Annotated in this window: 1 rRNA gene; it reads left to right on the plus strand. The window is 50.2% G+C overall.

Annotated elements, in window-relative coordinates:
- Positions 1–403, plus strand: a 16S ribosomal RNA gene (locus CXK86_RS31780); the annotation flags it as partial.
- Between the last annotated feature and the right edge of the window lie 249 nt (positions 404–652).

Here is a 652-nt window from a genome sequence, read left to right on the forward strand (position 1 = left end):
TGGGCACTCTAGATAGACTGCCGGTGACAAACCGGAGGAAGGTGGGGATGACGTCAAATCATCATGCCCCTTATGACCTGGGCTACACACGTACTACAATGGCCGGTACAACGGGCTGCGAAATCGCGAGATGGAGCCAATCCCAACAAAGCCGGTCTCAGTTCGGATTGCAGGCTGCAACTCGCCTGCATGAAGTCGGAATTGCTAGTAATCGCGGATCAGCATGCCGCGGTGAATACGTTCCCGGGTCTTGTACACACCGCCCGTCACACCACGAGAGTTTATAACACCCGAAGTCGGTGGGGTAACCGCAAGGAGCCAGCCGCCGAAGGTGGGATAGATGATTGGGGTGAAGTCGTAACAAGGTAGCCGTATCGGAAGGTGCGGCTGGATCACCTCCTTTCTATGGAGAATCGTTTCCTGCAACGGAAACATTCAAATAAGCAGGTTCTTAGAACCTGCAACAGCGATTCATTTCGGTCCGTCACTTCGGTGTGGATGAAATGAAGAGCACAAATTACTCACTCGTTGTTCGGTTTTGAGAGCTCAAACTCTCAAACAGCTTGCTTTTGCATGGAGCTTGTTCTTTGAAAACTAGATATCGAAACGAAACAAACGCGAATTAGAACATTCCTTTTTAGCTGAACTTGTG

Origin of the sequence: Paenibacillus sp. BGI2013 (genome assembly GCF_002843485.1) — a bacterium.
Classification (GTDB): domain Bacteria; phylum Bacillota; class Bacilli; order Paenibacillales; family Paenibacillaceae; genus Paenibacillus; species Paenibacillus amylolyticus.